Source organism: Paraburkholderia sp. RAU6.4a, assembly GCF_050435625.1.
GTDB lineage: Bacteria > Pseudomonadota > Gammaproteobacteria > Burkholderiales > Burkholderiaceae > Paraburkholderia > Paraburkholderia tuberum.
The window spans coordinates 799,844-826,685 of sequence record NZ_JBNDKQ010000002.1; the positions used below are offsets into that span (position 1 = coordinate 799,844).

Annotated in this window: 21 protein-coding genes and 2 pseudogenes; 10 read left to right on the plus strand and 13 right to left on the minus strand. The window is 59.2% G+C overall.

The annotated features are described in order from the left end of the window. The first annotated feature begins 28 nt into the window (after window positions 1–28). Window positions 29–691 carry an OmpW/AlkL family protein gene (locus OKW40_RS08375; protein WP_429489187.1) on the plus strand — a complete coding sequence of 221 codons (663 nt, stop codon included), beginning with the start codon at window positions 29–31 and terminating at the stop codon, window positions 689–691. Between the two features lie 98 nt (window positions 692–789). Further along, a complete protein-coding gene (locus OKW40_RS08380; protein ID WP_429489189.1) occupies window positions 790–1,707 on the plus strand; it encodes a LysR family transcriptional regulator in 918 nt (305 codons plus the stop codon). Between the two features lie 71 nt (window positions 1,708–1,778). Here the strand turns inward: OKW40_RS08380 and OKW40_RS08385 are convergent, their stop codons facing one another. After that, the gene (locus OKW40_RS08385; RefSeq protein WP_429489190.1) at window positions 1,779–2,333 is read right to left on the minus strand and encodes a tautomerase family protein; all 555 of its coding nucleotides are present in this window, start codon (window positions 2,331–2,333) and stop codon (window positions 1,779–1,781) included. Between the two features lie 132 nt (window positions 2,334–2,465). Here OKW40_RS08385 and OKW40_RS08390 point away from each other — a divergent pair, with 132 nt between their 5' ends. Beyond that, the gene (locus OKW40_RS08390) at window positions 2,466–4,109 is read left to right on the plus strand and encodes an acyl-CoA synthetase (RefSeq protein WP_429489192.1); all 1,644 of its coding nucleotides are present in this window, start codon (window positions 2,466–2,468) and stop codon (window positions 4,107–4,109) included. A 239-nt stretch (window positions 4,110–4,348) separates the two neighbouring features. Here OKW40_RS08390 and OKW40_RS08395 read toward each other — a convergent pair. The 5 genes and pseudogenes from OKW40_RS08395 to OKW40_RS08415 all read right to left on the minus strand — a co-directional run. Next, window positions 4,349–4,771: pseudogene (locus OKW40_RS08395) on the minus strand (IS6 family transposase); the annotation flags it as partial. 285 nt (window positions 4,772–5,056) lie between these two features. Beyond that, window positions 5,057–6,187 carry an IS110 family transposase gene (locus tag OKW40_RS08400; RefSeq protein ID WP_429489194.1) on the minus strand — a complete coding sequence of 377 codons (1,131 nt, stop codon included), beginning with the start codon at window positions 6,185–6,187 and terminating at the stop codon, window positions 5,057–5,059. 126 nt (window positions 6,188–6,313) lie between these two features. Then, window positions 6,314–6,619 (minus strand): annotated as a pseudogene (locus tag OKW40_RS08405) (IS6 family transposase); the annotation flags it as partial. Window positions 6,620–6,689: 70 nt separating this feature from the next. Then, window positions 6,690–7,319, minus strand: coding sequence for a TetR/AcrR family transcriptional regulator (locus OKW40_RS08410; protein ID WP_429489196.1), 630 nt, complete (start codon window positions 7,317–7,319; stop codon window positions 6,690–6,692). 76 nt (window positions 7,320–7,395) lie between these two features. Continuing rightward, a complete protein-coding gene (locus OKW40_RS08415) occupies window positions 7,396–8,856 on the minus strand; it encodes an efflux transporter outer membrane subunit (RefSeq protein WP_429489197.1) in 1,461 nt (486 codons plus the stop codon). 77 nt (window positions 8,857–8,933) lie between these two features. Between OKW40_RS08415 and OKW40_RS08420 the strand changes: the two genes are divergently transcribed. The 6 genes from OKW40_RS08420 (at window position 8,934) to OKW40_RS08445 (ending at window position 16,066) form a co-directional block, all read left to right on the plus strand. Continuing rightward, window positions 8,934–9,551 (plus strand): TetR/AcrR family transcriptional regulator, encoded by a 618-nt coding sequence (locus tag OKW40_RS08420; protein ID WP_429489199.1) that lies wholly within the window; start codon window positions 8,934–8,936, stop codon window positions 9,549–9,551. An 83-nt stretch (window positions 9,552–9,634) separates the two neighbouring features. Next, window positions 9,635–10,750: an efflux RND transporter periplasmic adaptor subunit gene (locus OKW40_RS08425; protein ID WP_429489201.1), complete on the plus strand. Its 1,116-nt coding sequence runs from the start codon at window positions 9,635–9,637 to the stop codon at window positions 10,748–10,750. Continuing rightward, window positions 10,747–13,887: an efflux RND transporter permease subunit gene (locus OKW40_RS08430; RefSeq protein WP_429489203.1), complete on the plus strand. Its 3,141-nt coding sequence runs from the start codon at window positions 10,747–10,749 to the stop codon at window positions 13,885–13,887. Before OKW40_RS08425 ends, OKW40_RS08430 begins: the two co-directional genes overlap by 4 nt. 36 nt (window positions 13,888–13,923) lie before the next feature. Continuing rightward, window positions 13,924–14,730: an oxidoreductase gene (locus OKW40_RS08435; protein ID WP_429489205.1), complete on the plus strand. Its 807-nt coding sequence runs from the start codon at window positions 13,924–13,926 to the stop codon at window positions 14,728–14,730. Between the two features lie 243 nt (window positions 14,731–14,973). Then, window positions 14,974–15,675 (plus strand): NmrA family NAD(P)-binding protein, encoded by a 702-nt coding sequence (locus tag OKW40_RS08440; RefSeq protein ID WP_429489206.1) that lies wholly within the window; start codon window positions 14,974–14,976, stop codon window positions 15,673–15,675. Beyond that, the gene (locus tag OKW40_RS08445; protein ID WP_429489208.1) at window positions 15,647–16,066 is read left to right on the plus strand and encodes a hypothetical protein; all 420 of its coding nucleotides are present in this window, start codon (window positions 15,647–15,649) and stop codon (window positions 16,064–16,066) included. The genes OKW40_RS08440 and OKW40_RS08445 overlap by 29 nt, the downstream gene beginning before the upstream one ends. A gap of 54 nt (window positions 16,067–16,120) precedes the next feature. Here the strand turns inward: OKW40_RS08445 and OKW40_RS08450 are convergent, their stop codons facing one another. The 4 genes from OKW40_RS08450 to OKW40_RS08465 all read right to left on the minus strand — a co-directional run bounded on the left by OKW40_RS08450 (window position 16,121) and on the right by OKW40_RS08465 (window position 21,279). Further along, on the minus strand, window positions 16,121–17,371 hold the full coding sequence (locus tag OKW40_RS08450; RefSeq protein ID WP_429489209.1) for an IS256 family transposase: 1,251 nt from the start codon (window positions 17,369–17,371) through the stop codon (window positions 16,121–16,123). A gap of 617 nt (window positions 17,372–17,988) precedes the next feature. Next, a complete protein-coding gene (locus OKW40_RS08455; RefSeq protein ID WP_429489211.1) occupies window positions 17,989–19,842 on the minus strand; it encodes an FAD-binding protein in 1,854 nt (617 codons plus the stop codon). Window positions 19,843–20,157: 315 nt separating this feature from the next. Then, on the minus strand, window positions 20,158–20,589 hold the full coding sequence (locus OKW40_RS08460; RefSeq protein WP_429489213.1) for a hypothetical protein: 432 nt from the start codon (window positions 20,587–20,589) through the stop codon (window positions 20,158–20,160). A 312-nt stretch (window positions 20,590–20,901) separates the two neighbouring features. Further along, window positions 20,902–21,279 (minus strand): STAS/SEC14 domain-containing protein, encoded by a 378-nt coding sequence (locus tag OKW40_RS08465; RefSeq protein WP_090807178.1) that lies wholly within the window; start codon window positions 21,277–21,279, stop codon window positions 20,902–20,904. Between the two features lie 608 nt (window positions 21,280–21,887). On the opposite strand from OKW40_RS08465, the gene OKW40_RS08470 reads away from it, so the two are divergent. Continuing rightward, window positions 21,888–22,064 (plus strand): hypothetical protein, encoded by a 177-nt coding sequence (locus OKW40_RS08470; RefSeq protein ID WP_167368717.1) that lies wholly within the window; start codon window positions 21,888–21,890, stop codon window positions 22,062–22,064. A 542-nt stretch (window positions 22,065–22,606) separates the two neighbouring features. On the opposite strand, the gene OKW40_RS08475 is transcribed toward OKW40_RS08470, so the two are convergent. From OKW40_RS08475 to ltrA, 3 genes are all read right to left on the minus strand, one after another. Next, the gene (locus tag OKW40_RS08475; protein WP_429489214.1) at window positions 22,607–24,076 is read right to left on the minus strand and encodes a hypothetical protein; all 1,470 of its coding nucleotides are present in this window, start codon (window positions 24,074–24,076) and stop codon (window positions 22,607–22,609) included. A gap of 137 nt (window positions 24,077–24,213) precedes the next feature. Beyond that, window positions 24,214–24,519, minus strand: a complete 306-nt coding sequence (locus OKW40_RS08480; RefSeq protein ID WP_429489216.1) for a hypothetical protein — start codon at window positions 24,517–24,519, stop codon at window positions 24,214–24,216. An 827-nt stretch (window positions 24,520–25,346) separates the two neighbouring features. Further along, window positions 25,347–26,657 (minus strand): group II intron reverse transcriptase/maturase, encoded by a 1,311-nt coding sequence (gene ltrA, locus OKW40_RS08485; protein WP_429489218.1) that lies wholly within the window; start codon window positions 26,655–26,657, stop codon window positions 25,347–25,349. Window positions 26,658–26,842 lie beyond the last annotated feature (185 nt).

Sequence of the window (26,842 nt, forward strand, 5' to 3'; positions counted from 1 at the left end):
TTTCAAATAAATAGCTTGGAGACAAAGAATGAACGCTTACTCGGCACTGGCGGAGTCGCCGGCGTATCGCTGCACGTATTCGAAACCTAGTCGTGTCGTCACGCCCTTCGTGACGGCCATCATAATCGGCTTGACGACGACTGCCCATGCTGACCAAGGCGATATCCTCGCGCGCTTCCGCCTGGTCAGCCTCGAACCGGTCGCTCAATCCACAGGCATACTCAACGCCATCGGCACGGGCGTCAACAACACGCTCGCTCCCGAAGTGGACTTTACCTATATGGCAACCAACCATATTGGTATCGAACTGATTCTGGGGAGTCCGCGCGTCTCAGTGACATCGAATCTCGGCGAGCTGGGTCGCGTCAGCTTGCTCCCCCCCACCCTCACGGCCGCATGGCACTTCAATCCCAACGGATTGATCAATCCGTATGTGGGCGCCGGCATCAACTACACGCTGCTATATAACAGCAACCTGAGCGCCGGGGGTCAAAAGCTCGAGATTACCCGTCACAGCTTCGGCCCGGCGTTCCAGGCCGGGGTGGACATTCGCCTCACCGCGCGGACCTTCTTCAATCTGGACGTGAAGAAAATCTATACGCACACCGATGCGACGCTGGGCGGTGCATCACTCGGCACCCTGAAAGTCAATCCATGGCTTTTCGGAGTCGGTGTCGGCATGCGTTTCTGACACGCGGCATTGGATAAACGCTAACCTGGAATGACGGCACAGCGCTCTGACATCGAGCGTGGCGTCGCACCCATAGGCAAACCGAATAAGGAGCAGTCATGGAAGTCCGGCAGCTCAAGCACTTCATAGCAATCGCGGAAACGGGCAGTTTCACCAAGGCATCCGAACGAGTCTGCCTCTCTCAACCGGCGCTGTCGGCCAGCATCACCAAGCTCGAGGCTGATCTCGAAGCGCAACTGTTCATTCGAAACCGCACCAGGGTCTCGCTGACGACCGCGGGGCAACGTTTATTGCAGGAAGCAAAAACAATCGTGAACCGCCTGTCGGGGCTCAAGAACTCCGTACAGCACGGTCCCACCTCAATTGCTCTGCGCATCGGGATTCACTGGACCATTCCGTCGCGTTATATCGCGCGCCTGATGAAGCAGTTCCAGGATCGGCACCCTGAAATTGCCGTCACTCTCACCGATGGCAACCGCGAAGATCTGATTACCCAGCTACGCTCCGGAACACTTCATGGCCTGATCCTCGGCGAGGACAGTAGCGTCACCGTGTCGACCTTCAATCCGCTGTTTCAGGATCGTTTCGTTGTCGCGACGCCGCAAGGTCATCCGTTCTCCTCGCAAGGCGCGGTTGCCGTCTCCGCGCTCAGTGAGCAACCCCTGATCCTATGTCGATCCTGCGAAAAGTACCCCGCGATTTTAAAAACGTTCGCGGATCGCGACATCAAACCACGCTACATCTATACGACCGATCAGGTCGAAGGTGCCTTGAATCTAGTGTCGGCGGGCGTTGGAATCGCCCTCGCACCGAAAACATTCAGCGCACCGGGCATCGCCATGATTGCGCTTCAGGATTTCGACATCACGCGGACCGTGGGTCTACAGTGGACCTCCAGTCAATCCCACGAGCATCTCGAAATCTTTCTCGGAGCGGCTAGGGATTACGATTGGACCGAGCGAAATTCGGCAGCATTTGATTCGCCAAAAACACGCGTCGAATCCGTTGCCGCGTGACCCAATCACCAGTGCCACACAGCATGCAGAAGCGGTCAGCCCTTGAGCAGCACTGACCGCAGCATGTACGACTACCGGTCGGTCAATCCCGGCCCTAACACCAGGTTCACCGGGATTTTCTCCGCCAGCGTGTAAGGGCTCGCGCGATTTTCCTCGACCCAGCGTTTTTCGGCCACTGATTCGAACGGCGGCGCCAATTCACCCTGCAGCGACCACAGATCGGCCGGCGTCTCGTCAATCGAGATTTCCCAGTCGAAGCCCCGGTCCTTGACGTACGGCGCGATAGTCTCGTCGACCAATCTCACCCAGAATTCGCGCAGGATCGGCCCCGGAAGCGTTCGGGCAATATGGTCGATCGAAAGTCGGACAAATTTGCCGTGCGACTCTCCCCCCACATAAAACGAATCTCTTTCCACTGCGTGAAAAAGCACGAGTACATAGAATTTTGGAATCGGAATACGAGCATATAGACCAGTAATCTTCTCCGACAATTCTTTCTTGTCCTTGGTCGAAAATGCGCCGACCGGATGGTAAACATTCCAAAGTGGCATCGCCTCTCTCCATTGATTGGAAAAACAATATTTAATTTCATAACCATTATTCAATCCAATGGCTACGTAACCCACATATTCTTCCTCGAGGAAATACGCGTCAAATCTATTCTATTTATATTCAATATCCATATCTTTTATCATAAAAATATTCCAATTCGCTACGATCGTGTCTCGCACCAAATATCTATAACGGGAGACACGCACGTGACCACATTAGAGAATGGCCTTGAACGACGCGACGCCAATTTCGTATCCCTGACGCCGATCGACTTTATCGTCAGAGCCGCCGAGGTTTATGCCGGCCGTACTGCCGTGGTCTACGGAGAGATTCGCCGCACCTGGGCGGAAACCTATGAACGTGTGCGCCGATTGGCCAGCGCCCTGGCAATGCACGGCATCCAGCCGGGCGACATGATTTCGGTTCTGCTGCCCAATACGCCAGCCATGGTCGAAGCGCATTTCGGCATTCCCATGTCCGGGGCCGTACTCAGTACGCTAAATACGCGACTCGAAACCAGCGCCATCGGTTTCATGCTCAACCATAGCGAAACCAAAGCTATCATCGTCGATTCGGAATTCCTGCACCTGATCGGCGACGATGTGCTTGAAACACTGCGGCCGCTCGTGATCGTCGTCCATGACGAATTCGCCGCCGCGAAACACGATGCGCCGCATGGCGTGGATTACGAGCAATTCCTGACCGAGGGCGATCCGGCGTTCGACTGGGTACGCCCTCGCGACGAATGGGATCCCATCGCGCTTAACTACACGTCCGGGACAACAGGAAAACCCAAGGGCGTCGTGTATCACCACCGAGGCGCCTGCCTGGCGGCATTGGGGAACATCCTCGAGTGGGACATGCCGAAACACCCGGTATATCTCTGGACCTTGCCGATGTTTCACTGCAATGGGTGGTGCTTTCCGTGGGCAATCGCAGCGCGCGCCGGCGTCAATATCTGCCTTCGCAGATTCGATATTGAGACAGTGTGGCGCCTGATCCGGGACGAGCGCGTGACGCATTATTGCGGAGCACCGGTGGTTCATAGCGCGTTGGCCGACGCGCCCGCCACGTGGCGTGAAGGCATCAGGCACCGTGTCTCGACCATGATTGCTGGCGCGGCGCCTCCTCCCGTGGTTCTCGCCAAGATCCACGGGATGGGATTTGATGCCATCCATACGTATGGCCTGACTGAAACGTACGGCCCTGCTGCAGTGTGCCCTCCGCAAGAAGACTGGAAGTCGCTTACCGAAGAGCAGACAGCAGACCTGACCGCCCGCCAAGGCGTCAGATATCTTCTGCAATCATCGCTGGCGGTACTAGACCCCGAGACACTCGAACCCGTACCCCGGGATGGCAAGACGATCGGAGAACTGATGTTCCGCGGCAACATGTGTATGAAAGGCTATCTGAAAGACCCCGACGCGACGGCACAAGCGCTGTCTGACGGCTGGCTCCGCACCGGCGACATCGGCGTCATCATGGATGACGGATATATCCGCATCAGCGATCGCAGCAAGGACATCATCATCTCTGGCGGAGAAAACATCTCCAGTATCGAAGTGGAGAATGTCCTTTATCGCCACCCCGCAATCGCCGCGGTGGCCGTGATCGCCATGCCAGACGAGAAATGGGGCGAGGTGCCATGCGCGTTCGTAGAGTTGAAGGAAGGAAAGTTTCTGACCGCCGAGGAAATCATCGCGCACTGTCGCAGTTTCCTCGCGGGTTACAAGGTACCCAAGGCCGTGAAATTCGATCGCATTCCCAGAACCTCGACCGGGAAAGTCCAGAAGTTCGAACTACGCACCAGAATCGAACCTGCACAGGCTTCGAACTCCAAGCCGGATTGATTCCGACCTCGAACTTGTACCGGCGAGTCCCATATGGACACGGCGTATGAGTCACGCAACTGATTTCCCGAATCGAGGCGACTGCAATGACTCGAAGTCTGGCCACCCGAATCGCTATCGTCACCGGTGCGGGTTCCGGATCTGGGCAGCGACGTTCATGGTAATGGTGGCACGTCGGCAAACAGGCTCTGTTGCAGTAAGCGTGACGAGGCAACAAATGTCGATATGGTCAGTATTGCTTATGAGGCAAGGGAGTAAAACATCTGGGAAGCAGACAACGGGGCTTTGCCCGTACATTTCATCTATCCTTTGCTGATCATATGCATTACCTCGATGCCGCCGAGAATGATCCTCGCACAGTGAAAATCCTTGAACCCCAGCATCGGCCGGGTCCGGCGTTTGATAGCCCGATGGTCCTGTTCGACGATGTTGTTCAGGTACTTGATCTGGCGCACCTTGATCGGCGTCTCGCGATCGGCATTCACCGCATTCAACCCGGCCAGATTGGAGCCGCTTTTGTCGATGGTCACGGTTTCTGGCGCACCATTGCGGGCGATCGCTTTTTCAAAGAATCGCCGAGCGGCAACCTTGTCCCACCTCGCCCTGAGCAGGAAGTCGACCGTGTCGCCCGCCTTGTCCACTGCCCGATAAAGATATTGATATGACTTTCCGTGTCAATCGGGATAGGTTTTTTCGGTTTGACTCCATACGCGCGTGAATTTCCTGAGGGCGGCGTAGCAGTAAGTCTCGACGGTGGGTCACACTGATATCCGCGGGTTGGGTACCGCATTACAGGGGTCCGCCTCATGAGCCTGCCGCTTTCTTCCGCCGCAAATTGGTGATGCCTGTTGCGAAATACCTCCGCGGGTTACTCGAGTGCCGGGCTACGCCGCCTTCAGGAAACTCGTGCAATATCGTTGGTGGTTGCGTGACAGGCCAGCTTACGCTTACGCTGGCTTTGCATTGTGCGGTATGGCGAGCGACATCGCCAGACGGCCAACGTCCCAGATGAAACCCGCCAGTTCGCGGGCAATGGCAACCACCGCGATATTGACGTGTTTGCCGCGTGCGGCCAGCTTGCGATACCGTCGGCACAACCGTACCTGTGCGTCCCAGGCACGATCAATGATGGCCTTTGGGATGCCCTCGTGCCTGCACTGGATGTCGCGGCTCACGCGCGCCGGATGCCGGTAACTCCAGGCCGCCTCGACCAGCAGCTTTCTGGCGTAGCTGTTGCCGGTCTTGGTAATGCTGCCCTGACGCCGCTTGCCGCCCGAGGAATATTCCGACGGTGTCACTCCTAGCCATGCCATCAACTGACGGGGATGTTCAAATCGTGATAGGTCACCAAGTTCCGAGAGCATTCCGACGGCCGTGACGAATTGCACACCGCGCATCGCCTGCAACCCGAGTACGGCCGGATAGAACCGCCAGTTGATCACCGCCTCGCGCAAGGCGGTCTCGAGACGCTCGCATTGCGCAAGCCGGTCCTCGATCGTGCGCCGGTGTTCGTTAAACGCCAGTTGTTGCCACTCGCTGTCAAACGTATGCTCACTCAGCCAGCGTCGATGGGCGGGGCCCCAGTTGGCGTTGCCGGTATAGCGCACGCCGTGCGCGAGCAGGAAGGACTTCAGTCGATGCCGTGCCTGTCTGAGGTCATCCCGCGCGCATGCCCACGCGCGAGCCAGATCCCGAAACGCTTCATCTTCAACGCCAGGCACGTACACGGCCGAGAGGTCACCCGCACGTAGCGCGCGCACCAGCTTGATTGCGTCGCGCCGGTCGGTCTTCACGCGCTCACCCGGCTTCCTTGGAATCAGTGACGGCGCACAGACCATGCACTCGAAACCCTGCTCGACCAGTCGCCGGTACAGACCATAGCCACAGGGACCTGCCTCATACACCACGCACACGCGCCGTGCCTTCGATTGCAGCCGCTTGCACAGCCGATCAATCTCTGCCGGGGTCGTTCCTATCTTGCCGAGCAACTCGACTTCGCCGGCATCGATCGAATAGGCGACCGTGATCGATTCCTTGTGAACATCGAGTCCAACGTACACCGTGCTATTGTGTTCCATGCTGGCCTCCGTGCCGGAAATCGCCGGGTGTGGCCCTGTCCACACCGTGCGGCTCTGGCAGACATGCTAACCCGCGTTTGATTCCTCACGGCGGGCCAGCCTCTGCCTCACGGAAAGTCATACTGCCTTCCACTCGCCCTTGATCTTGATATAGCTCTCGTCCATTCGCCAGCTTTTCCCTACCGGACGCTTGTGCTTGCGGAACGTCTTTTCGAATAGCGGCAATATCTTCATTACCCAGCGGTACACTGTCGAATGATCAACCGCGATACCTCGCTCGTCCATCATCTCCTCAAGATTGCGCAAACTTAACGAATAGGCCACGTACCATCGTACGCACAGCAAAATCACTTCAAGCGGGTAGTGAAGCCGCTTCAGGACCTTCGCCAGGCCCGGGGCAAGCGCAGATCGCGATGTCTTCGTCTTCTTCATCGAACAGCTCAAAAAATTTGCTGCTCAATTTTTAACCTGGCCCCTTACTGCAACAGAACCCAAGATCAAACTATGTTTTAGTCAGGACCGGTGCATTGCAGAACATCTTTGTCAAAACGTTGCTCAAAATCGCTTCGGCCGAAGCGTTCGACAGATCATTGGGCATCGTCATGTTGAAGTAGAGGATGCCGTCGATCAATGCGATAACGGCGAGCGCGCGGTCGGCGAAAGGGCCCGGCAACTGTATGTTGAGGCGCAGGCATAACTGCTCAATGAAGTACGCGATCATATCGCGCTTTTGCAGGCATAAGGCATTCACATGTTGCCGGAATTTCGCGTCACGCATGGCATGCAAACGTGCCTCAGCCCAGATGATGTAGTTGTTGTCGTCGCGATAGCACTGCGCGTACAACAAGGTGAGCTGCACTTGCAGGTTTTCGCTGGACGGTGCGGCGTCTCGCAGCTTCTGCAGGTTTTCTTGCATGTTCTGGTGATCGAGACGGAGCAGTTCGACGAATAGATCGCTCTTGCTGCTGAAGTTCGAGTAAAACGCGCCGCGGGTATAGCCGGCCTGGGCTGCGATATCCTCCACGCTGGTCGCAGCAAACCCTTTTTCGGCGATGCTTGACGCTGCTGCGTCGAGCAGGCGCCGCCGGGTTCGCCCGCGGCTTTCTGCTCGCGTCATCCGTTTGTGTGGCATGCGGCAAAGCGCTCATCTGGCAAAGAACGATGGCCAGAATCCACGCTCCCGGCAAATCGTTGGGTGCGTAGGGTTGCTATTTGATGGCGACCGCTTCGGATTCGCGAGGTTGCCATCCGCCACCGAGCGCCTTGAAGGCAGCAACCGCTGCGCGTGCCGATTCCGTTTGCGCCTGCACCCGCTCATCGGAGGCGCGCAGCAGGTTGTCGTCGGCCTGCAGGACTTCAATCAGGCTGACGACACCTTTTTGATAGGCTGCGAACGAGGCCGCTCGCGCCCGGCCAAGGGAATCCACTCCCTGGGTGAGCACCGCGGCCTGCTCCTCGCGCTTGACCAGCGCCGAGAAAGAATTCTCGACATCCTCGGTCGCGTGCAGTGCTGCCAGCCGATACGCGGCGAGCATCTCGGCCTCCTGGCCCCTGGCCTGCCCGATCTGCGCATTGATGCGGCCGAAATCGAACAGACGCCAGCGCAGCCCCAGCACGCCGGCGGCCTGACTGGCGCCGCTACTGAACAGGTTGCCGCTGGCCACCGAGGTGGCGCTGCCGAGCAGTCCACTGAGCGACACCTTGGGGTAATACTCGGCGATGGCCACGCCGATGCGCGCGTTCGATGCGGCGAGGCGACGCTCGGCCACGATCAGGTCGGGCCGGCGCCTGAGCAACTCTCCCGGCGATCCTGTGTCCGCGATCCGCGGGGCGACCGGGATGTCACCAGCTTCGACCAGTTCGGCTCGATGCGTGCCGGGCTGTGAACCCAGCATTACATCCAGCGCGTTCATCGCTGCATCCAGACCCGCCTCGAGGACCGGGACGGATGCCTGAACCTGGGACAGCGCACCTTCGGCCTGGCTCACCTGAAGGTCGGCCGCCAATCCTTTGCTATACAGGAGGTTGATGGTCGAAAGCAGATCCTGCTGCGTCTGCACCTGCCGCCGGGCAACCTTCAGACGGGCCTGCAATCCACGAATCGTGATGTAAATATCGCCAGTCTGCGCCGCCACTGCCAGGCGCGTGGCCACCGCACCGGCTTCCGAAGCCTGGTATTCGGCAAGTGCCGCTTCCCGCCCGCGACGCAGGCCTCCGAACACGTCCAGTTCCCAACTCGCGTTGAAATTGGCCTCATAGTCGTTGCCGTAGCGATCGAAACCGGGCGTCGAATTCAGAACTCGCCCCAGGGGGGTTTCAACCGACTGGTAGACTCGCGCCGCCTGCCCGCTGACAGTGCCGGACGGCAGCAGCGCGGCATTCGCCGCGCCAAGTCCCGCGCGCGCCTGCGAGACGCGAGCGGCGGCCTGCGCGAGGTCCAGGTTCTGATCCAGTGCGAGCGTGACGAATCGTGTGAGTTGCGGATCACCGAAACCCGTCCACCACGTGACAAGGTCGGCGCTGGCCGCCGCGTGCCGGTGATCCACCGCGGCCTGGCCCTGGAACTGCTCGGGCATGGCTACATCGGGCCGGACATAATCGGGGCCTACAGCGCAGCCTGCCGAAAGGCTGGCGACAATGACCGCGGCAAGGATGGGTTTGGGTAGCATGAGCGTCTTCGCAAGGGTTCCGGTTGTGACTATAATACCAAATAGTCACTGGTTGTCCATTCCTGTATGCTCTACCCATGAAAAAAGCCACCCCTTCCCCCATCCCGGCGCGCGGCCCCGCTGACCACGAGGTACGCGATCAGATCGTTGTCGCCGCCACCGAGCACTTCAGCCGGTATGGCTACGAGAAAACGACGGTCTTAGACCTCGCCAAGGCCGTCGGTTTTTCCAAGGCCTACATCTACAAGTTCTTCGAGTCCAAGCAGGCCATTGGCGAGATGATCTGCGCGAACTGCCTGCACGAGATCGAAACCGAGGTCAGGTCGGCCGTCGCACAGACCGATCTGCCACCGGAGAAGCTGCGGCGGATGTTCAACGTCTTCACGGAAGCGAGCCTCCGTCTGTTTTTCCAGGACCGCAAGCTCTACGAGATTGCCGCATCGGCGGCCACGGAGAACTGGCAGGCGGTGCTTGCGTATGAAGCGCGCGTCCAGAAGCTGCTTCAGGACGTCCTCCAGGCGGGCCGGCAGAGCGGGGACTTCGAGCGCAAGACGCCGCTCGATGAGACTGCGATGGCGATCTATCTGGTGTTGCGCCCCTACCTCAACCCAATGCTCCTGCAGTACAGCTTCGATTACACCAGGGTCGCGCCTGCCCAACTGTCCAGTCTCGTGCTGCGCAGTCTGTCGCCGTGATGGAAATTTCGATTGTGACCATTGACTATTTTGGTTACTAGAACCATAATGAAAGCCCCGATCACTCCGTCTATGGGACTTTCATGCTCCGGCGTCGCCTTGCTACCTCTGCAGTCGTCTGTGCACTGCCACTTGCGCTAGCCGCCTGCGGCGCAAAAGCACCGTCCGATCCGCGCACCGAGGCGCCCCTGGTGCGCACCGCCATTGCTCAGGCGGCAATCCCCGCCTCCCGTTCGTTTACCGGAACCGTCGCCGCGCGCGTGCAGAGCGACCTGGGCTTTCGTGTCTCCGGCAAGGTGCTCGAGCGGCTGGTGGATGCCGGGCAAACCGTCAAGCGCGGTCAGCCGCTGATGCGCATCGACCCCGTCGATCTGAGGCTTGCCGCGCAGGCCCGGCAGGACGCGGTCACCGCCGCGCGAGCACGCGCGCAGCAGACCGCGCAGGATGAGGAGCGCTATCGCGACCTGCGCGGCACCGGCGCGATATCGGCATCGGCCTATGACCAGATCAAGGCGGCGGCCGATGCCGCCAAAGCGCAGCTCAGTGCGGCCGAGGCTGATGCCGACGTTGCGCGCAACGCGACGGGCTATGCCGAACTGCTGGCGGACGGCGATGGCGTCGTGATGGAAACGCTGGCCGAACCGGGCCAGGTCGTCAGCGCCGGCCAGCCCGTGGTGCGCCTGGCCCACGCCGGGCGCCGCGAGGCTGTCATCCAGCTACCCGAAACCCTGCGCCCCGTCATCGGTTCGGTCGCGCAGGCCACGCTGTTCGGCAACGGCGGTGTGAGCGTGCCGGCGACGCTGCGCCAGCTTTCGGATACGGCGGATCCGCGTACCCGGACCTTTGAAGCGCGGTATGTGCTGCAGGGAGAGCTGGCCGACGCCCCACTGGGCGCCACGGTGACGGTCCAGATTCCGGACGCGCGTTCCGCGGTGCAAGGCGGTCTGCAGGTGCCGATCGGCGCGCTGCTGGACGCGGGCAAGGGACCGGGGGTGTGGGTCATCAACGGTGAGCCGGCCAAGGTTGCCTGGCGGCCGGTGACTGTCGAACATCTGGATGACGATAGCGCCCGCGTCGCCGGTCAACTGAAGCAAGGCGAGCGCATCGTCGCGCTCGGCGCACAGCTGCTGCGCGAAGGCGAGCAGGTCCGGGTGGCAACTCAAGCCGTCGCCGTAGCTTCCGAGGGAGCCCGTCCGTGAGCGAAGGCCGTTTCAACCTGTCGGCGCTCGCCGTGCGTGAGCGCTCCATCACCCTGTTCCTGATCTGCCTGATTTCACTGGCCGGGCTTGTTTCGTTCTTCAAGCTGGGCCGGGCGGAAGACCCCGCGTTCACGGTCAAGGTGATGACCATCATCACTGCGTGGCCCGGGGCGACCGAGCAGGAAATGCACGATCAGGTCGCCGAGAAGCTCGAAAAGCGCATGCAGGAGCTGCGCTGGTACGACCGGACCGAGACCTATACGCGGCCAGGCCTCGCCTTCACGACCTTGACCCTGCTCGACAGCACGCCGCCCTCGGAAGTACAGGAACAGTTCTACCAGGCCCGGAAGAAGATCAGCGACGAGACAGCCAACCTGCCGGCTGGCGTAATCGGGCCGATGGTCAACGACGAATACTCGGATGTCACGTTTGCCCTCTTCGCCCTGAAGGCCAGGGGCGAACCGCAGCGCCTGCTGGTGCGCGATGCCGAGACGCTGCGCCAGCGGTTGCTGCACGTGCCGGGCGTGAAGAAGGTCAACATCATCGGCGAGCAGTCGGAGAGAATCTATGTCGAGCTCTCACATGACCGGCTGGCAACGCTGGGCGTGAGCCCCCAGGACGTGTTCGCCGCGCTCAACGGCCAGAACGCCCTGACGCCGGCGGGCTCCGTGGAGACCAAAGGTCCGGAGGTGTTCATTCGCCTGGACGGTGCCTTTGACAACCTGCAGAAGATCCGCGACACGCCGGTCGTCGCGCAGGGCCGCACGCTGAAGCTATCGGACATTGCCACCGTCACACGTGGTTATGAAGATCCGGCGACGTTCATGATCCGCAACAACGGCGAACCTGCACTGCTGCTGGGTATCGTGATGCGCGACGGCTGGAACGGGCTTGATCTCGGCAAGGCGCTGGACAGCGAGGTCGGCGCAATCAACGCCGGGCTGCCGCTGGGCATGAGCCTGACCAAAGTCACCGATCAGGCCGTCAACATTCATTCGGCGGTCGACGAGTTCATGGTGAAGTTCTTCGTTGCGCTGCTGGTGGTCATGCTGGTGAGTTTTGTCAGTATGGGCTGGCGGGTGGGCCTGGTCGTTGCCGCGGCCGTACCGCTGACACTCGCGGTGGTGTTCGTCGTGATGGCCGCGACCGGCAAGAACTTCGATCGCATCACGCTCGGCTCGCTGATCCTCGCGCTCGGCCTGCTCGTGGACGACGCGATCATCGCGATCGAAATGATGGTGGTAAAGATGGAGGAAGGCTACAGCCGCATCGCCGCCTCCGCCTACGCGTGGAGTCATACGGCCGCGCCGATGCTGGCGGGCACGCTGGTGACCGCCGTCGGCTTCATGCCCAATGGCTTCGCGCGCTCCACGGCCGGCGAATACACCAGCAACATGTTCTGGATCGTGGGGATCGCGCTGATCGCATCGTGGGTCGTCGCCGTGGTCTTCACGCCCTACCTGGGTGTGAAGATGCTGCCCGATTTCAAAAAGGTCGAAGGCGGTCACGACGCGATCTACGACACGCCGCGCTACAACCGCTTCCGTCAACTGCTCACGCGCGTCATCGCGCGCAAATGGCTGGTCGCCGGCTCGGTCGTGGGCCTCTTCGTGCTGGCCATCCTCGGCATGGGCGTGGTCAAAAAACAGTTTTTCCCGATCTCCGACCGTCCCGAAGTGCTGGTCGAGGTGCAGATGCCCTATGGCACGTCGATCTCGCAAACCAGCGCCGCCACGACGAAGGTCGAAGCGTGGCTCGCGAAGCAGAAGGAAGCCAGGATCGTCACCGCGTACGTCGGGCAAGGCGCGCCACGCTTTTACCTGGCGATGGGGCCGGAACTGCCCGATCCGTCGTTTGCCAAGATCGTGGTGCGCACGGACAGCCAGGATGAGCGCGACGCATTGAAGCAGCGACTGCGTCAGGCAGTCTCCAACGGTCTCGCCCCCGAGGCGCGTGTGCGGGTCACGCAACTCGTGTTCGGTCCGTATTCACCGTACCCGGTCGCCTACCGTATCTCTGGTCCGGACCCGGACAGGCTGCGCGGTATTGCGGGAGAAGTTGAGCAGGGGATGGAGGCCAGTCCGATGATGCGCACGGTCAACGGTGACTGGGGTACGCGCACGCCCACGCTGCACTTCACGTTGCAGCAGGATCGCCTGCAGGCGGTGGGGCTGACATCCAGCGCCGTGGCGCAACAACTGCAATTCCTCCTGACCGGCGTACCGGTCACCGCCGTGCGTGAGGATATCCGGACCGTGCAGGTCATCGCGCGTTCGGCCGGCGACGTGCGGCTCGATCCGGCGCGGATCGGCGATTTCACGCTGGCTGGCGCGAACGGACAGCGCATTCCGCTGTCGCAGGTGGGCAAGGTCGACGTGCGCATGGAGGAGCCGGTCATGCGCTGGCGGGACCGCGTGCCGACGATCACGGTACGGGGCGACATTGCCGACAACCTTCAGCCGCCGGACGTATCGACGGCGATCACGAAGCAGCTTCAGCCCATCATGGCCCGGCTGCCGACCGGCTACCGTATCGAAGAGGCGGGCTCCATCGAGGAATCGGCCAAAGCGACGACCGCCATGTTGCCGCTCTTCCCGATCATGCTGGCGGTTACGCTCATCATCATCATCTTCCAGGTGCGTTCGATCTCCGCCATGGTGATGGTGTTCCTGACCAGCCCGCTGGGCCTGATCGGGGTGGTGCCGACGTTGATCCTGTTCAGGCAGCCGTTCGGCATCAATGCGCTGGTCGGTCTCATCGCGCTATCGGGCATCCTGATGCGCAACACGCTGATCCTGATCGGACAGATCCACCAGAACGGGCAGGCGGGGCTGGATCCGTTCCATGCGGTCGTCGAGGCCACCGTGCAGCGTGCCAGACCGGTGATCCTGACGGCCATGGCGGCGATCCTCGCGTTCATCCCGCTGACCCATTCGGTGTTCTGGGGAACCCTCGCGTACACGCTGATCGGCGGCACGTTCGCCGGGACGATCCTGACCCTGGTGTTCCTGCCGGCGATGTATTCGATCTGGTTCAGGATTCGACCCGGGAGTATCGCTGGCTTGCGCAAGGATCGGCATGAGCAGGTGCAGCCTTCCGGGCAAACGCTGGAGGACGCGCTCGACGCGGGCAGTTAAAAACACCATCAATTCACCGTATCGAAGGAAACCGCCATGTCGAATTCCACCGTTGTCGTTGTTACAGGCGTGTCATCGGGTATCGGACGCGCTGCCGCGGAGAAGTTTGCCCGGCGGGGGTGCCGCGTATTCGGCACCGTGCGCAGCATCGCAAAAGCGGCGCCTATCCCGGGCGTCGAGCTTGTCGAGATGGATATTCGCGACGATGCCTCCGTTCAATCCGGAGTCCACACCATCGTCGGTCGCGTCGGTCGAATCGACGTGCTCGTCAACAATGCGGGAACGAGTCTGATCGGTGCAGTGGAGGAAACCTCGGTTACCGAAGCTGCGGCGCTGTTCGACACCAATGTCTTCAGCATCCTTCGCACGACACAGGCGGTACTCCCCCACATGCGGGCACAACGCGGTGGAAGGATCGTCAATGTCAGTTCCGTGCTCGGCTTTCTCCCGGCCCCGTACATGGGCCTCTATTCGGCATCGAAGCATGCCGTCGAGGGGCTGACCGAAACCCTGGATCATGAGGTGCGCCAGTTCGGCATACGCGTCACGCTGGTCGAGCCATCCTTTACCAGGACCAATCTGGACGTCAACGCGTCTCAGGCAAGCTCGAAAATCGCTGCCTATGACCGCGAACGTGCCCTTGCATCAAGCGCAGCTGTGAACAGTGTCAAAGGTGCCCCCGCGCCCCAGGGCGTGGCAAACACGATTGTCGAAGCGGCGCTTGGCGCCTGGCGGATGCGTCGCATGCCTGCCGGACAGGCATCGTTGCTCAGCAAGTTACGCCGCTTTATGCCCGCTGGTCCCGTCGATTCAAGCTTGAGGAAAACATTCGGACTTGCTTGAAGCGCTCGTCCACGCATCACCTTGCGGCCAAGGTTCGACGAGCCCCTGTTTCTGAAAAAGGCGTATCAGTTATCAGGACAACCCCATGACCCTCAATACAACCATCGACTAACGCACGACCTGTCGATCCCCGACATCGAGCCCTCGCCCGACATCAAGGCCGCTGCCGGCTCTGGTCGCGCCGAGGGTGCAGTTCGGCGCGGGCGTACCCTGCGAATCATTTCACAAACGGAGTAACGAACCATGTCATCCCAGAATGTTTCCAGAATTTTCGTCATCGGGGCGACGGGGGCACAAGGCCTACCCGTCGTTCGCGGCCTCGTCAGCGATGGGAAATATTCCGTTCTCGCTCTCAGTCGAGATCCCAACTCGGCTCGCGCGAAGTCCCTCGTCGACCTCGGCAATGTATCGATCCTGGAAGGTTCGTTCGCCGACGAAGCTAATCTGCGGAAGGGTTTTCGCGCATGCGATGGGGCCTTTATCAACATCGACGGCTTCAATACAGGAGAGAAAGCGGAAACCTACTGGGCGATCCGCTGCTACGAAATCGCTCTCGAGGAAGGGGTCAAGTTCTTCGTGTACGGCAACCTCGACTATACGCTGAAGAAGGCGGGGTACGATTCCAGGTTCCGTACTGGTCACTATGACGGCAAGGGCCGCATGGGCGAATGGATCTTATCCCAGAATCAAGACAACAAGGACAGAATGGGTGCGGCGCTCTTCACCACGGGCCCATACATGGAGATGGCGTTCTCGTCGATGACACCCATGACACCAACCGTGGAGGACGGCATCGTAACCTGGAGAGTGCCTCTTGGAGATGGCGCGGTCGTCCACGTCGCGATCGAAGACTGCGGATACTATGTTCGTTGGTTGTTCGACAACCCGGGACGCGCCAGCGGCATGGATCTCGAGGTTGCGATCGAGCCACGTCAAGTATGCTGATCTCGCAGCTGCGTTCGAGCGGGTAACGGGGCATCCCGCCCGATATATCGATACGAGTCTCGAGGCCTACTTCGGTGGCCCGCTGAAGGCGGCCGCCGATCTGCCTGCGGGATACAACGCAGACCCCAACGACAAGAGTACGATGACCTTCCGGGACAATTTCACCGGGTTCTGGAACCAGTGGAAGCATAACATCATCAAGCGCGACTATGCTTTGCTGGACGAGATCCATCCTCACAGGATCAGGAACGTCGAGCAGTGGTTGCGAAGAGACGAGCAGTTGGAGAGAGAGGCTGGCCGGGCGGGGCTCTGGGAGAGGATTCAGCCCGAGCACTTGCACAAGCATTCGATCCTGAAGCTTGGTGAAGACCAGAGACGCGGCATATTGTAAGGAATATTTAGCAATTAGGGGGGTGTCCGGAATTTTGTGTAAACGGGTTGAGGTTTAACCCGGCACCAGCCGCTCTTCGAACTGGATCGTGAAGCGGTTCAGTGCGGCCTTCCAGTCGCGGATCGGCATCGTCCACTTCTTGCTGATGTTGTTCAGGGCCAGGTAAAACAGCTTGGTGACGGCCTCATCGGTCGGGAACGAGCTGCGGGTCTTGATCACCTTGCGCAGGCTCATGTTGATCGATTCTATGGCATTCGTGGTGTAGATCACCTTCCTGATCTCCGGTGGGTAATCGAAGAACGGAATCACACGTGCCCAGTTGCGTCGCCAGCTCTGTCCGATGGACGGATAGTCCTTGTCCCACCTGGCCTCGAAGGTGCCCAGCATCTGTTCGGCCATCTCGACGGTCGATGAAGTGTAAATCGTCTTCAGGTCGGCGGCGACTTCCTGCTGCATTTTCCACGGCACGAAGTTCAGGCTGTTGCGCACCATATGCACGATGCACAGTTGCACGGCCGCTTTTGGGTAGACCGCTTCAATGGCTTCAGGAAAGCCTTTAAGCCCGTCGACGCAGGCGATAAAGATGTCCTGCACGCCGCGCGTCTTCAGCTCAGTGACCACCTGCAGCCAGAACCTGGCCCCCTCGGTCTGGGCGATCCACAGTCCCAGGACTTCCTTGTGGCCGGCCATGTTCACGCCGATGGCCAGGTACACCGCCTTGGTCCGCACCGCGCCGCTGTCGCGCACTTTGACGTGAATGCAGTCGAGATAGACAATCGGATAAAGCGCGTCGAGCGCACGGGCCTGCCAGACCTTCACCTCATCACTGACGGCGTCGGTGACCGCCGAGATCAGCGTCGGCGAGACCTCCGTGCCGTACATTTCTTCCAGGTGCCCCTGGATCTCGCGCACGCTCAGGCCACGCGCATACAGCGAAATGATCTTGTCGTCGAAGCCCGTCCAGCGCGTCTGATGGCGCTCCACCAGCTTCGGCTCGAACGCCCCCTGACGGTCGCGCGGGATATTGAGCGGCAACTCGCCAAACTCCCCCTGCAGCGTCTTGGCGCTATGGCCATTACGGGTGTTGCCCGTGGCATTGGTCACCGTTTCGCTTTTGCCATGGCCCAGGTGTTCGGACATCTCCGTCTCTAACGCACGCTCCACCAGCATCTTGGTAAGCTGCTTGAGCAGGCCGTTCTCGCCTATCAGGTCTTCCGGCTTCTGGTAATTCGCCAGCAGGCTGTCTGCCAGCTTGACGAGTTCAGCATCGGGTTTCTCTCTTTTATTGCGTTTCGCTACGGTCATCTATGCTCCTGTTGCTGGCAGTCTCCTGCCAAATGACCGTTTACACAAAACTTTTTACACCCTCGCAATTAGCCCTGCAATAATCGTTCTGGCTGCGCGCCTTGTCGGGGACGTATTCGAAGCGAACTCGCAGGGCGCCTCCGCAGATCGTCGTGGCTTTCATCGGGACGGATGATCGGATCGTCACGGCTCCCGTCGCCTCGTGCGCGTCAAACTACCGGGAGCGCACGGTCGAGTCGTCGGCCGCCTTCGTGAACGAATCGACATGCATGGAGCAGGCTCATCCCCTGAGCACCTGATCTGCAGTTCTTATAGCTTTCGGTGACTATGATCAGTCGCTCCCTGCACGTAACGAGAGTGCTCATCTGACACGGTCCCCACACGAAGGTCCGTTATCTGAGCGGAGCAGCTGTTCAAACGACCGCGTGAGCGCGAATCCGAACGGCTGAAGATGGCCGGGTCCTGCCCGATGCGGTCGGCGGGAGTCGACCGGATATAGCCTTTCAACATTCACGTTAGCGGCCTGTCATGACCGAATGGTGCTGGGAAGCCTCAATACGAGATTTCGAAATGCGATTTCCGCTGAACCATATGTGCGAGTTCGAAGGTCGAGTCGTTCAGACGATTTTCGTGAAACCGTCGGCGCTCCAGCGTTCGCTCCCTACGCCGTGATGAACGAAGAACAAACCATCGGGATCATACTGATCCTTAATGGCGAGCAGCCTGCTGTAATTTGAGCCCCAGAAGGACCGCTGCCAGTCCGCGTCGAAAAAATTGCTTTCCGCCACGTAGGAACCGGCGTCTGGAACCAGCTTGCGCACCTCGGCCATTGCACGTCCGATGGCCTGCCGGTCCCGGCGCGCCAGCGCGGTGTCGGGCTCGTGGCCCTGAATGCCCGGATACGCGGGCGGCCCCTCCGCCCCGGCGATAAGCAACGCGAAGGCGTCCAGCGCGGCCGGGTTCGTGGCGGTGTTTCTCGCGGCAGCGACAGCCTCGGCCGGTGCACCCGCCAAGCCCTTGTTGACGTGCAGCGACACGCTCCATTGACGGGTCGCCGCAAACAGCGTGTCGGCCAGCGTTTGACGCCGGCCATCTTGCAGCAAGGCCGCAGGGAGCCACGCGGACTCGTAGCCGTGCAGCACTTGTCCCGCCTCTCCGCGATTACCCGACCAAAAGATATTGTCGTTGGGTGCGCCCGGCCGGTCGTCGGTGCTGATGAAGCCGAGGAGCTTCTTGAACAGGGTTGGAGCCCAGAAACTGCGGGCCGAGATGGCGACAATCTTCAGTGGCGAGAACTCGACCTTGAAATCGTCCGGGGCCGCGGCAAGGGTATCCATGAACGGTTGCCAGACCGCCTGCGCTTCGCTGCGGCTGAGCCCCTGGAACACCATCGAGATATTGAGGACGTTGTCGCGACGAAATCTGATCTGTTCGCCCCAGTGCGGGTTCATCAGGTTCTGGTGATAGAAGTCGATGATCACGCCAATCAGCCGGCGAAACGCAGACGTCGATGTCGCCTTGATCGTCATGTTCACCGCGCCGAAGGTCTCGGGCAATTCGTGGACCCGCAGCGTCAGCCGGGTGACCACGCCCAGGCTGCCACCGCCGCCGCCTTTCAGCGCCCAGAATAAATCGCGATTGGTGCAGGCATTGGCGATGCGGACGGCGCCATCTGCCGTCACAACTTCCGCTTCGAGCAGGCTTCCCGCCGCCAGTCCGTAGGCCTTGGAAAAGCTGCCAAACCCGCCGCTTTGGATCAGGCCGGCCACGCCGACCGTCATGCAGCCGCCACCTTGCACATAACGGCCCGCCTTGGTAGTGACCGCATCGTAAACGTGCGCCCAGAGCGCGCCGGCGCCCACCGTGACTGCCCTCACCGGTGCCGCATGTCCCTCGCATCCTGTGCCGACAAACGCGTCCGGCACGGTGATGTTGTTCATTTTTCGCGTCCAGACCAGCAGAGAGTCCGGCGCATTCGATGTGCCTTGATAGCTGTGGCCGCCGCCCTTCACCACGAGGCGGAGATTGTTCCGACGTGCGAAGTTAACGGCGACGACGACGTCATTCGTGTTGCGGGCAGCCACCGCGTAGACGCTGGGTGTCGATGTCCACGCGTCAACCCAGCCGAGGGTTTGCGTTAGACCCACCTCGTCGCCCAGAAAATAGGGGTTCTTGAGCTCCCTGAATAGTTGCCTGCAGTCATCACTATCAGGCGCGTTCAGGCAAGCCACCAGGGGCGATTGCACTTTCACCAGTGCATTGCCGACCTGCTGGCTGAGTTCGTTCCACTGCGCCTCGGACGGCCAGCCTGGATCGCCCGGACGCACGCGAGTGAGCGCTCCGGATGCCGCCGCTTGCGCCGAGGCGAGCATCTGTTTCCGAGCACCATGCAAAAGTGTGATTCCGACCGCAAATTGCAAAATACGTCGTCTTTTCGAGGACGTGGTTTTGTTTGAAGGTTTCATCGGCATGCGTGAAATCTCAATATGGTTGCAACCCGGAGACTGAGCAACCGGCGGAACTCTTCGAATAATGGGGTGACCGGAAGACGTGCCTCAAGCGTTCGAAGTCCGCCACCCGTGCACCGCAAATCGTTAGCCCCCCAGCCCACCGCCGGACAGATTTTCAACGACTTAGCCTTCGAGGTCGATTCGCCGAAACCTGTCCCACGACGACGTGCTGAGCTCGACCCGCAAGAGGTTAAGGCAACTTGAAAAAAAGCAACGGCGTGCGCGGCGAGGCGACGTATGTCATCGCTGGCTCGTGTGTTGGGGGTGTGCGCGTAATCAATGGTACGTCGTCGTAGACGACTGCAGCTTCGTCAGCACGCCGCGTTTGAATTGGAACCAGCCTTGCGAGCTTTGCATCACGACTTCATCACCTTGCCAGAACACGCGCTTGACCGTCATGCGCTTACCCGAGCGTTGCACAAGTGGCGGATGGTAGCGAAAGTCGTACAGCACCGGGCCGGAATCAGTCTGCACGAGCGTGCGCGTGACGCTGTCATTTGCATTGCCGACGTCGTCGAAATGGGTGAGCGTGCTCGCGCTGAAGCGATCGAAAATTTCCTTGTCGAGCATCCCCACGAAATCGCGGTCGACGCGCACGAATTGCACGTTACCCGAGGGCGTGACGAGCGGGCCGGACGCGTTGCTTTGCGCATGAACGCAAGTCACGAAAGAGGTGGCTGCGAGCCCAGCGAGGAACAGTCGTCTCATGTTTTCCTTTTAGATTCAGCGGCGTCTCCGACGACGGAGCACGACCCGCAATCTTTCCTTGGGAACATTGTCGTCAATTTTGGCCGAGACGTCGAAGGTCTTTAACTGGCCGACCTCTGCCAGATGACGCCACGGGCCTGAATTCGCGAGCTGCGTCTCGCGCGAAAGGCCGAGGCCGACTGCTTGAGACACTCGTGACTGACAGCAATAGGGAATCGAAAATGGTGCAATGAGGTTGTTCCGGCAAATTCATCTTCCGTAGAAACGCCTTGTAGCGCAGATGGATTTCAGATTTTTAGCAGCGGATGTTATTCATCGACTAACTCGCTTGGAGTCCGTGATCCAGCGTCTCGCGGTAGGCAATTCAGCAAGCGAGAACAAGCGGACATCGCCATGAAAAAAGGGTTTTAGCATACCAACCATAACCCGTAGCCATGCGAGATCCGTAACCACCGCGATGTGGCTGAAATCGTGCCAGTGCCTCAGCCCGAACGCGCCGTCATCCCAAAGCGCTCCAACCTCAAATCCCGTGAACTCTTTCCCGACGACATAGAGCATCTTGATCGGCCCCTTGCCCATCATCGCCTCAGCCTTGGGTATGAGTGTACTTTTGTAGTCGTCGTGCGTAACCTTGCCCGTGGCTTCGATCGCGAGCACATCTTGCGGTAACCCATCGATGAATTTGAACATCGCCGTCCCCCATTGGTTCTCCGCAGTGCAATTCGGTGCCTGCGGCCGCGATGATGCGTTCCTATTGTAGGCTCATGAGCGACCGCTTCGGGTAACAGTTCTCGCAGGGTCAGTGTGACCGCTCATGGCCGGCCGACAAGAGGCGGACACGAATGCGCAGCCGGCAACCTGCGTCCACCGCTTAGCGTGCTTTATTGTCGGAATTATGAAGCCGCCCCTTCATGCGCGGCCGGGGTGCCGGAGCCGGTTCGGCATCAGCCGACTGTTCCAGCAGGCTCGCGATGTCGTGATCGATGGCCGAAAGGATGCGTTGCTTGGGGTGCCCGTCGAGATTCGGTTTTTGTCGCCCCGACGGCATGCCGTGTCCCGCCCCACCCGGGAAGGGACGCACGAGTCCCGATTGGATTGAAGGTTAGAATCCCGCGCGTGTGCGCCGCGCGCTCGAATAATTACCTGTGGGCACACACCGGAACGAGCGCATGGCAATCGTCAAGGGCACGCCCGGGTTCGCCGAGCGCCGGGTCGCGGACTTCGACTACAGCATGTTCAGGAAGGCGACATAACCGCCGTGCCGTTTCGGACTAGAATCCTCTGAGGAGGAGTCAGTGATGTCAGCTCTCAAGCGCATCGATCCGGGCCATTCCGCCTATCAGGCCGCGCTGAACAGGACGACCCGCTACCCTGCGGAGCACGTCACATTGACGGCTAGCTCAAGGAAGAGGCTGCGCCCCTGTGTGCCGCATCGAAAGGTCGGGCGCGGCAAGGTCGGCATCGGCGGCAAGTAGGCATCCGCAACCGTTGTATGGCGTCGGGCTTTAGAAGGTGGCTTGACGTGAATTGGCTGTCCGGCGCGAGCACGGATGAGACGTGGTTCGTGACCGACAATCTTGCGATATAGGTAGCCTGCCCCGCATTCGGTGATACTGGTCACAGCTGGGCAGGTACCTGCCAGCAGAGGCGGGACAGGTCGTCCAGAAGCGGCGTTTCGAATGTCGCTGATCGACCCGTTGCCGTCATTCGGCTCCCGGTGACGGCAACGTCCGTTTCCCAAAGTAGAGCGGCGGTTCAATTGGTTAGTGGTCCGACGATGCGTGACCTAGCTATGCCGACGTTCGTGTATCGACGCTGAGATAGCCGCGCACTGTTGCGGACCGGTCGTTCGGCAAAGGGAACGGCGAATCACCACGCCGACTTCAACGATTGCGCACTTTGGCCCTGTTGCGTTCGATCGAGTCCTCTGCTATCTGGCGGCAGCTCGCTGTCGTACACGAGTTACTGGGAAATAAACCCCGCTTTGACCTGCTTCGAAACCACTACCGGGGGGAAATTACCAAGGAGATGTACCGAACAAGTCGTGCGCGCACTTGCGAACGAATTTCAAATCGCCCTCCACTTCATCCGAAGTTCTATGCGGAAACGCGGAAAGATCGAGCGGCCCTGTGACAGCTACGAGATCATATTGGACATAGAACCATTCAACTGAACGAAGCCACCACGCGTGAAATTTCATATCTTCTTTGCCGGCGTGATGAACACCAGTTGGCGTAGCATAGATTTGTGGATGATACCAAAACCCCTTGTCTTTCAGATCAACCAACGCCATAACTTCTGACCTGCCAAGTACAGCGGGCGGGAAAATCAGCATCTGCGGACATTTTTGTCTGAGTTCGAACATCCGGCGGTTCATCCACAGTACGTAGTCGTAGTAACAAAATCGATCGAGCGCCCCCTCATCAATCGTCCCATTTCTCAATGAAAATCTGATTTTTGAAAAATCTGGATTATTATGCATTGCTGGAAAACTATTTATTTGATCTGGCAATCCAGACGACTTTATCAGATCGCTCCTATACTGACTAAGCCGCGGATTATTATCCTCCAGCATATAGATTCCTATTTTTCTTACCGCGTGAAGTAGGTGTCCAAATCGATGTGGTGGATAGATATCATGCCAGCCATATCGTCTGCTGCCATCCCAGATTACCGTCGGGGGGAGAGGCGGATTTAGCGCGAGATCAGCAACAATCAAAAAGGTTGCCAGATGTACATACTGCTCAAAGATGTCCGCCTCTGGTGCCACGTTTTCTAAGTAAATACCGAAGGCGATTCCGTAATCGGTCGACGCGATCTCTGCGAGGCGCTTGCGCCAGACCTTCAAAACGGGGATTTCGAGGGATATAGGGTCACCATTCAAAGTATACATTTGAATGTCGCTTTTGAAGGTTTTAATTCCCGCGACATTTACCATGAACTCTTGGATTGTGGCGGCGCCCTCTGCAATCGCGTGGGAGGTCAAGGCGCGACCGTTGAGTGCTTTCACAAGGTCACAGCTGTTCGGTGCAAACTCATACGCAGATACAACTCTTTCGTGGGGCACGTCAATATTAAATAGATCAATTAAGCTATGAGTGGCATCCTCCATTGATTGAGATATAATGTTTTCGCCCGAGATCATGCCCGCAGTCGAAATATTTGCCTGCGTGTCGTTAAAAATTGATTCCGTGATAAGAAATTGGCGTGACTCGAATGACAGGAAGTTAAGGGCTCTATCGGACCAAGCTTCATTCGGGAAAGAGAAACTCCCATCCTTGAATCGACCAATTAGAGGAAGGCCGTCCTCCTGTAACCTCTGGTGGAAATATGCTTTTAAATGCTGCGGATCAGCCTTTCTGAACATATCTACGGCAACAGATTCTCTGACGAATTTGAGCAGTGATAGGAAAGCCCCCCAACTTGACCCGTGATGCTGCTTCCAATGATATTCTTCGTGCGACGATGCCACAGCTTCTGCGAGCATGCGGCGCTCCGTCGGCCCTTTCGCAGACTGGAGTATGAGCGTGTAGAAATTGTAGGTATGCTCACCAAAATAGGAGGGCCAAGGGTCGCGAAAGCTTCTGAGCCGTTGCCCGTCTAGCGGCATCGGGGGCTCTTCGCTCATTTTCTGCCGTCAGTTGAATTTTGCTCATCGACCTTCGAAGTGATCTTGAAATTCTGATCCTTACGAATCGCTTCGATCTTCGCCTTAACGATGTCGTAGATCGACGCGCTAACGAGGTGAACGGGAATAGATAAGACGAGCTCAAGCAATGGAAACTGGTGCTTAGGTTTCCTTGGGTCTGACTGATTCGACACCGGCCGCACATCAACCGTTAGACCATCCTGCAAATGGACCCGCAGCTCCTCGGCGAGCTCGGTAATTATTGGCTGAGGCCCGGTCACGGTGTAGCTTTCTGTTTTCATGCCATCTCCGATCAAAAAAGCTGCTCGCGACGTCGGTTGATATTTGATGGAAAGAAGGATAGGCGTTTCGGACGATCGCTGACAAGGGAGTTGGTCGGTCGCTCATATTTTCGTGTTCCCGGGACGAGCAAAACGTGGTAAGCAAGCTTCGTATTTGATGCAAAACGACAAGTACAGACGAAAGGCACGAGCTTCTTCGCTCAGCCAGCCCGAGCTGCCTCCAGGTTCCGGCCTCGCCGTGGCCACCACGATCAGACGATTGTGTAGAAATGAGACGTAGACTGGGGAGCCCTCGGCTCAATGCGGATGAATCCAGCGCTGTCAATCTGCTCGGGGTCGCAAGTACTCATCCACTTCCAATGCGATTGGCCGTTCGCGTTTGTTGAGGTGCGTCTGGCCCTGAAGCGACCTGCGCCCTCTAAGGGCGCCGATACTTGGATATCGGCAACGGCCGATGAAGCGATTTTCAACTCCGCGAATTGAATGGCCGCTTCATAGGCGCAACCGACCTGTGAATGTCCGAGCCTCGGTGCGGGCGAATGTCGCTTCATGGCCGATAGCGCCAGTTCGATGAACGTTCTATAGAGCGGCCGCTGGAATTTTCAACGACCGCATTCCGGCGGTTGCCGTGAATGCGTACTCTCGGTAGAGTCGAGATGTGACGCGGTGACTTTAGGCTGGGTTTGTCTGTTGCCGCCTCTTTCGTCTGGCGGTGCCCCAATAACCTGACCATGGTTCCGTTTTCACACCCCGCTCATCGAACCGGACATGCAGATCTCCCGCATCCGGCTCTCGGACAAAGACATCACGCCTTCGTACACGGCAAGTTACAGCCAAGGACCCGTCAGGCGTACGAGACCGAAGTGCCCGTAGAGGTGCTGGAGTGGATAGCTCCCGCCCCTGCGACGCCTAACCTTATGCTTGTTCCGTAACCACCGGCGCAACCGCGCAGCGGTATAGCTGTCGAGCGCCCGGTACGCGCGTCGGAACGTCCCTACCTTGAAGTAGTTCGCCCAGCCGCGTAGCGTGCGATTCAACTTGCCTACCAACTCCGTGGTATCGAGCCACGTCATGGAGATGGCGGTCAACGCATGGATCTTCTCGACCATGCGTCGGATGCTCTTCTTCGACGGGCGCATGCCCATACGGGCCTTGCCAGTCGTTGCGGAGTACATCCGCCCAAACGTGTAACCCAGGAAGTCGAATTCCCCTTCCGGAACCGCACAGATTTGTGTCTTCTCCTCGTTGACCGTCAGCTTCAGCTTGCTCATGATCTCGCGTAGTCGCGACAACGCTTCTTCAGCTTTGCCTCGCCTGCACAGGATCACCAGATCGTCCGCGTAGGTCACGATTCGACTGCCGAGACTTCGCTCAAGCCCGAGCTTCTTCCACGCCAGCACAAACCGGCGCATGTAAATATTCGCCAGTAAGGGTGAGATGGGTGAGCCTTGCGGAATGCCACGCCTACTGTCCTTGGCCTCGGTCGTACGTGTCTTTCGGCCTCGGTTATCGGTTTCTTCAACGGAGCACTCCAACCACATCCTGATCAGATGCAGCACGCGCCGATCCACGATGCGTCGCGCGAGCGACAACATCAAGTCGGCGTGGGGAATACTTCCGAAGTAGTCCGCGAGGTCGGCGTCCACGACGTCCGTGTGCCCGCGAAACAGCAGTTCTTCCACCTCGACTACCGCTTGCTGGGCATTGCGGCCCGGCCGGTAGGCGTACTGCTCGGGTGGAAGATCGGCTTCGAAGATCGGTTCGAGCACCAGCATCGCTGCTGTCATGCACACCCGATCTCGCAAGGTCGAGATGCCCAGTGGCCTCAGCTTGCCATTGGCCTTCGGGATAAACACTCGTCTGATAGGGTCCGGCCGGTAAGTCTCCTGCCTGAGCGCCAGCGCCAGTTCGCCGAGCCACTTCGACACCCCATACGCCTCGACCTGCGCGAAGTCTTGCCGATCGACACCCGGCGCGCCCTTGTTCGAGCGGCACTGGGCGTACGCATGCGCCAGCACATCCTCACGATGGATCTTGTCGTACAGAGCATAGAAGCGGTACCCGGCTTCGGCCTTCGCTTTCGCGTGTAACGCCATCTGCAGCTTCTGAACACTGATCGGAGTTGATAGGTTGCCCAATCTCCAGGTCCCTCACTACGTGTTGCGTTTGTCTTGAACTGAGGCCCCTTTCCTCCACCGGCATTACCCGGCTTCAACGGTACTACGGGCCTCTCCGTCACCCCAAGGCGTCCGGCCTGTCCCTCACGGGCGTCCGGTTGGTCATCCCTGACCACGCCAAGGGGCTTCCCGTGTTGCGTGCGCTT